The sequence below is a fragment of the Rhizobium sp. PEPV16 genome (assembly GCF_008919455.1).
Taxonomy (GTDB): domain Bacteria; phylum Pseudomonadota; class Alphaproteobacteria; order Rhizobiales; family Rhizobiaceae; genus Rhizobium; species Rhizobium leguminosarum_Q.
This window is the reverse complement of the sequence record NZ_VSZV01000119.1, coordinates 1-5,750: the sequence shown is the minus strand read 5'-3', so window position 1 is coordinate 5,750 and position 5,750 is coordinate 1. Positions and strand designations below refer to the sequence as shown.

Here is a 5,750-nt window from a genome sequence, read left to right as displayed (position 1 = left end):
GTGTTTGGAGGTGGCGACGATGACGTCGATACCGGCTTCCTCCATGAGACGGTCGAGCTTGGCCGTATCGAACGGCGTCACGGCGGCCTGCCTTGTTTGCCCTGGATTGTCGTTCATTGTCTTTCCTCCCAGAAAATGGATGCGCCGTCTCAGAAGCCCGGCGGCAGCAGGCGGAAGTCCGGCAAATCGCGAAGCGCAAGCTCGGGGCCGGCCGGTGAGTAGATCACGAAAAGGAGCATCTTCCCGCCGCCAGTGTTCTTCGTCGAATGAAAGCGACTTTCCGGAATATAGATCGTGCAGCCGCTGGCGACCTTCTGCGTCATCGGATTACCATTCTCGTCCTCGACCATCTGCTCGCCCTCGCCGGAAATCACAAAAATGATTTCCTCCGCGCCAGGGTGATTGTGGCGGGAATGGCCCTCGCCGCTTGGCAGCTCGACGACGCCGCCGGAAAAGCGGCTGGCACCGTTGATCTCGGGCGCCACAGTCAGCGACAGCTTGCCCCAGTCGAAACCGAAGGCGCTCACATCCTCAGGATAGACAAAGTACTTGTTCTTTACCATGAAACGGCCTCCTCCCATGCCCATCCTCAGACGACCGCGCCGATGGCGAGCGCCTTGAAATCTTCCGTCTGCTTCCGGATTGCCGCCTCTGCCGGCAGGCGCTCCATCGAGCTTGCGCCATAAAAGCCGTTGCAGCCAGGGCAACGCTCGAGAATGTAGCGCGCATCCTCCGGCATGGAGATCGGGCCGCCGTGGCAGAGCACGATGACGTCGTCACGCACGGAACTTGCCGCCTTGGCGATCGCGGCGATCTCCTCGACGCAGTCATCGAGGGACTTGCCGGATGTGGCGCCGATCGTGCCGCCGGTCGTCACCCCCATATGCGCCACGACGATGTCGGCGCCAGCGGTCGTCATGGCGATAGCCTCGCTTTCGTTGAACACATAGGGCGTCGTCAGCAGGTCGAGCCCGTGGGCGGTGGCGATCATGTCGACCTCCAGATTGTAGCTCATGCCCGTTTCCTCGAAACTCTGCCGCATCCGCCCATCGAAGAGGCCTATTGTGGGGAAGTTCTGTACGCCGGAAAAGCCCATTGCCTTGAGGTCGGCGAGGAAGCGCGGCATCAGCACGAAGGGGTCCGTGCCATTGACGCCAGCAAGCACCGGCGTCTTTTTCACGACCGGCAACACTTCAAGCGCCATGTCCTTGACGATCTCGTTGGCATTGCCATAGGCGAGCAGTCCGGCCGCCGAACCGCGGCCCGCCATGCGGTATCGCCCGGAATTGTAGATAATGATGAGGTCGATACCGCCTGCCTCCTCAGCCTTGGCGGAGATGCCGGTGCCGGCACCGCCCCCGACGATCGGCACGCCGGCTGCGATCATGCCGTGAAATTTTTCGAGGATGGTGCTGCGCGGTATGACTGGCATCGATTTGTCTCTCAGGGGTTGGCGATGTCACGATAGGCCGCGATGGCGGCCTCGGCGAAATCTGGATCGTTGATATGGAGTGGCAGGCGGATGATACGCCGTGACGCCGTCGGCTTCACCGTCGCCTCGAGCGCGGCGAAAAGCGCGGCGTCGGCTTGCGGATCGAAGAACGGACCGTCTTCGATGTCGAGGGCCGAAACGCCCTTTTCGGGAATGAGGAGGCGTACGGGGCCGTGGCAGAGATTGAGCTTATCGCCGATCCAGCGGCCGATCTGCGCGCATTCGGCCGACGTCGTGCGCATTAAGGTGACGTTCGGGTTGTGCCGGTAAAACAGCCGGCCGGCATAACGCTCCGGGACGGTCTCCGGCGCCCAGAAGTTCACCATATCGAGCGCACCGACCGAGCCGACATAGGGCAGGCCTTTGCGAGCAATGGCGCCGAAACGGTCCGAGGTGGCGGGCAAGACGCCGCCGAACAGCAGGTCGCAGACCTCGGTCGTCGTGATGTCGAGCATGCCAGAGATGAGCTCGCTGTCGGCAAGCTTCTCCATCGCCCGCCCGCCCGTGCCTGTCGCGTGGAAGACCAGGCAGTCATAGTCCGCTCGGAGGCGCTCGACCATGGCGGATACGGCAGGTGTCGTAACGCCGAACATGGTAAGCCCGAGGGCTGGTTTGGATGCAGTCACCTCAGCCGGCCGGCGGGCCATGGCGGTGATCGCCTGGGCGGCGTTGTGAAGGATGACGCGGCTCAGCCGGTTCAGGCCCGCCATGTCCGTGATCGAGGGCATCATTACGATGTCTGAGACATCGACAAAGGGAGCCACATCGCCGGATGCGAGCGTCGAGACCATGATCTTTGGCAGACCGAGCGGCAATTGGCGCATGCCTGCGGTAATGATCGAAGTGCCCCCGCCTCCACCGATACCGATGACGCCAGCGATGTCCTGGCGCTCCACGAGGAAGCGCGCGAAGGCAATGCCCATCGCCTCGACCGCCGTTCCGCGGTCGTCGCTGGCAAGAACGGCTCCAGCCCCGTCCGGATGGCACGCCGCCACTGCGTCGGCCCTCACATCGACGGAGGTTTGAGGCTCGCGGATGCCGACGTCGACACGGACGACAGCCCCGCCCGCCGCTTCGATGCAAGCGGCCAGATAAGCAAGCTCCTCGCCCTTCGTGTCGGCCGTGCCGACCACGTAGATCTGCTTCATTTCCCCTCCGAGACCGGTTGGGTTTTCTCCCAGCATATCCCACGCCCGGGCAAAGCGATGGGCCCTTGCAAATTTGTGAGACGCGCGTATCATAAAGATATGGATGTCTCACGTCAACAGAACGAAACAACCGGGACCGAGCGAGGCCCGCGTGCCCGTACGCGAAAACTGATGCTCGAAACGGCAACGCGGCTCATGCAGTCCGGCATCACTCCGTCGGTAAGTGAAGTCGCCGAGGCTGCCGAAGTCTCGCGCGCGACGGCCTACCGTTACTTTCCGAGTCAGGCCGCGCTCGTGCATGCCGTGGTGGATGAGGCTCTGGGGCCGATACTCAGCTGGTCGTCGGACAGTCCGGATGCACGCACCCGGGTTGCCGATCTCTTGGCGACCGCAATGCCGCGCATCGATGAGTTCGAAGCCACCTTCAAGGCGGCGCTGAAACTTTCGCTGGACCAGTGGGCGCAGCGCCAGGCCGGCACGCTCGGCAACGAGCCGCTGTTCACGCGCGGCCACCGGGTCGACCTGCTCAAGTGCGTGACGGCCCCCCTGCAGGGCACCGTGCCGCCCGAATCCCGGGAACGCCTTGCGCAGGCGCTTTCGCTTGTCTTCGGCGTCGAGGTGCTGATCGTGTTGAAGGATATCTGGGGCCTGACCTCCGAAAGCGCGCAGTCTGTTGCCGAGTGGGCCGCCAAGGCGCTTGTTGATACGGCGTTACGGCAGGCGCAGAGCAAAACATGACGTGGGGAACCTTCAAATTAATCCAACAATTGGTTGGACCAGATGAAGCAAATGTGGTCGGGGATTGGCCAGGAGGAACGTGAGGTCGCCTGACAAGACTGCATGAGCGGAGCCGCAATTGTAGGAAGATATCCAGAAGTCGGGATGACGAACCTTTGCTAATGCTCTCCGAGGCTCACTCTTGACGATAATGGAGTTTGGTACTACCAGATCAGGGAAATAACATTCAGGCTTGAGATCTGAAACGCGCCAGGGTCGGGGGAGGACCCCAGCACGAAAATCACCCAGGAGGATCGGGAAGCCAGATCGGGAGGCCCGCGATGACGCGGGAAGCGTGCATAAATGGGAGGAAATGTTATGCGCAAAACTATGGCCGGTCTCTTTGCCGGTGTCGGATTGATGTGGGCCTGCGGAACATCCGCACAGGCCCAGGAACTGACGATTTTCTGGGCCGAGTGGGACCCGGCAAATTACCTTCAGGAACTGGCGAACGAATACGAGGCTGAAACCGGCGTCAAGGTCACGGTCGAGACCACACCATGGGCCGACTTCCAGACCAAGGCCTTCACCGAGTTCAACGCCAAGGGCTCAGCCTATGACATGGTCGTCGGCGACAGTCAGTGGATCGGGGCGGCGTCAGAAGCTGGCCATTACGTCGATCTGACCGACTTCTTCACCAAGCACAATCTGACCCAGGTGATGGCTCCGGCAACGGTGAAATACTACGCCGAATATCCGTCGAACTCGAAAAAGTATTGGTCAGTTCCGGCCGAAGGCGACGCCGTCGGCTGGTCCTACCGCAAGGACTGGTTCGAAGATCCCAAAGAGATGGAGGCGTTCAAGGCCAAATACGGTTACGACCTCGCCCCGCCGAAGACATGGGCCGAGATGCGCGACATCGCCGAGTTCTTCCACCGTCCCGACCAGAAGCGCTACGGAATCGCCATCTACACCGACAATTCTTATGACGGTCTCGTCATGGGTGTCGAGAACGCGATCTTCTCCTTTGGAGGCGAACTCGGCGACTACCAGAGCTACAAGGTCGACGGGATCATCAACTCTGACAAGAACGTCAAGGCGCTCGAATTGTATCGCGAGCTCTACGGCTTTACGCCTCCGGGCTGGGCCAAGTCCTTCTTCGTCGAGAACAATCAGGCGATCACCGAGAACCTGGCGGCGATGAGCATGAACTACTTCGCCTTCTTCCCGGCCCTGGTGAACGAGGCGTCCAACCCGAACGCCAAGGTTACCGGCTTCTTTGCCAATCCGGCGGGGCCGAACGGCGAACAATTCGCAGCGCTCGGCGGCCAAGGCATATCGGTCATCTCCTACTCAAAGAACCAGGAAGAGGCGATGAAATTCCTCGAATGGTTCATCAAGGACGAGACCCAGAAGCGCTGGGCCGAACTCGGCGGCTACACGGCAAGCGCCAAGGTGCTTGAATCGCCGGAATTTCAGAACGCGACACCCTATAACAAGGCCTTCTACGAGACCATGTTCAAGGTGAAGGACTTCTGGGCAACGCCTGAATATGCCGAACTGCTGATCCAGATGAACCAGCGCATCTACCCCTTCGTCACCGCCGGCCAAGGCACGGCGAAGGAAGTGCTCGACTCTCTGGCAGCGGACTGGAACGCGACGTTCAAGAAATACGGACGCAATAAATAGCAAACGCGATCAGCGGAGGGGCTCCGTCGCCCCTCCGTTTGCATTCTGCATCTCGCGCCCAAAGGCGCGGTTCGAGAGGGCGCGGCGCCCGGAATTCACTTCGCGCATCGTGATGCCTTTTCCGGCATCCGGCGCCGACTCTCGGAGGAGGAGAGGATTGGCAACCGCAGTCATGACATCGCTGGACACGAAATCGCGTGCCGCATCCCGCGGCATGAGCGACATCCGCATTCGCAATCTCTTCATTATCCCGACGATCCTGTTTCTGATCATCTTCAACATCTTTCCGCTGATCTATTCGCTCGGCTATTCGTTCACGGATTTTCGCGCCTCGACGAACGCGCCGGCCAACTTCGTCGGCCTGCAGAACTACCGCGAGTTGCTGAACGATCCTTTCATCTGGTCGAATTTCGCCATCACCGCGAAATATGTGATCGTCTCTGTGACGGGGCAGGTGATCGTCGGCTTCGGCACCGCGATGCTGCTCAACCGTGACATTCCGCTAAAGGGTCTACTGACGACGCTGCTGCTGCTGCCGATGATGCTGTCGATGGCCGTGGTCGGCCTCTTCTGGAAGCTGCTCTACGACCCGTCCTTCGGCATCATCAACTACGCACTCGGCCTCGGCTCCTTTGAGTGGCTGTCGAATCCGGACATGGCGCTCTATGCGGTCGCAATCACGGACATCTGGATGTGGTCGCCCT

At 60.7% G+C, this 5,750-nt stretch carries 6 protein-coding genes; 3 read left to right on the top strand and 3 right to left on the bottom strand.

Annotated features, from left to right (window positions below; genetic code table 11):
- Positions 1–149: 149 nt before the first annotated feature.
- Genes FY112_RS01855 through FY112_RS01845 form a run of 3 tightly spaced genes read right to left on the bottom strand, consistent with a single transcriptional unit; the run spans position 150 to position 2,640 of the window.
- Positions 150–563: a cupin domain-containing protein gene (locus FY112_RS01855; RefSeq protein ID WP_094088280.1), complete on the bottom strand. Its 414-nt coding sequence runs from the start codon at positions 561–563 to the stop codon at positions 150–152.
- Positions 564–589: 26 nt separating this feature from the next.
- Positions 590–1,432, bottom strand: a complete 843-nt coding sequence (locus tag FY112_RS01850) for a phosphoenolpyruvate hydrolase family protein (protein ID WP_151517507.1) — start codon at positions 1,430–1,432, stop codon at positions 590–592.
- An 11-nt stretch (positions 1,433–1,443) separates the two neighbouring features.
- The gene (locus FY112_RS01845; RefSeq protein ID WP_151517506.1) at positions 1,444–2,640 is read right to left on the bottom strand and encodes a Tm-1-like ATP-binding domain-containing protein; all 1,197 of its coding nucleotides are present in this window, start codon (positions 2,638–2,640) and stop codon (positions 1,444–1,446) included.
- A gap of 99 nt (positions 2,641–2,739) precedes the next feature.
- Between FY112_RS01845 and FY112_RS01840 the strand changes: the two genes are divergently transcribed.
- The 3 genes from FY112_RS01840 to FY112_RS01830 all read left to right on the top strand — a co-directional run.
- Positions 2,740–3,378 carry a TetR/AcrR family transcriptional regulator gene (locus tag FY112_RS01840; RefSeq protein WP_165504069.1) on the top strand — a complete coding sequence of 213 codons (639 nt, stop codon included), beginning with the start codon at positions 2,740–2,742 and terminating at the stop codon, positions 3,376–3,378.
- Between the two features lie 357 nt (positions 3,379–3,735).
- Positions 3,736–5,046, top strand: a complete 1,311-nt coding sequence (locus FY112_RS01835) for an extracellular solute-binding protein (protein ID WP_131620229.1) — start codon at positions 3,736–3,738, stop codon at positions 5,044–5,046.
- A gap of 157 nt (positions 5,047–5,203) precedes the next feature.
- A partial coding sequence (locus tag FY112_RS01830; RefSeq protein WP_181018124.1) for a sugar ABC transporter permease occupies positions 5,204–5,750 on the top strand: 547 nt, incomplete at its 3' end.

Bases quoted from the DNA above. Each gene is read 5' to 3' on its own strand.
- FY112_RS01845 (WP_151517506.1), bottom strand. From the start codon at position 2,640: ATGAAGCAGATCTACGTGGTCGGCACGGCCGACACGAAGGGCGAGGAG.
- FY112_RS01840 (WP_165504069.1), top strand. From the start codon at position 2,740: ATGGATGTCTCACGTCAACAGAACGAAACAACCGGGACCGAGCGAGGC.
- FY112_RS01835 (WP_131620229.1), top strand. From the start codon at position 3,736: ATGCGCAAAACTATGGCCGGTCTCTTTGCCGGTGTCGGATTGATGTGG.
- FY112_RS01850 (WP_151517507.1), bottom strand. From the start codon at position 1,432: ATGCCAGTCATACCGCGCAGCACCATCCTCGAAAAATTTCACGGCATG.
- FY112_RS01855 (WP_094088280.1), bottom strand. From the start codon at position 563: ATGGTAAAGAACAAGTACTTTGTCTATCCTGAGGATGTGAGCGCCTTC.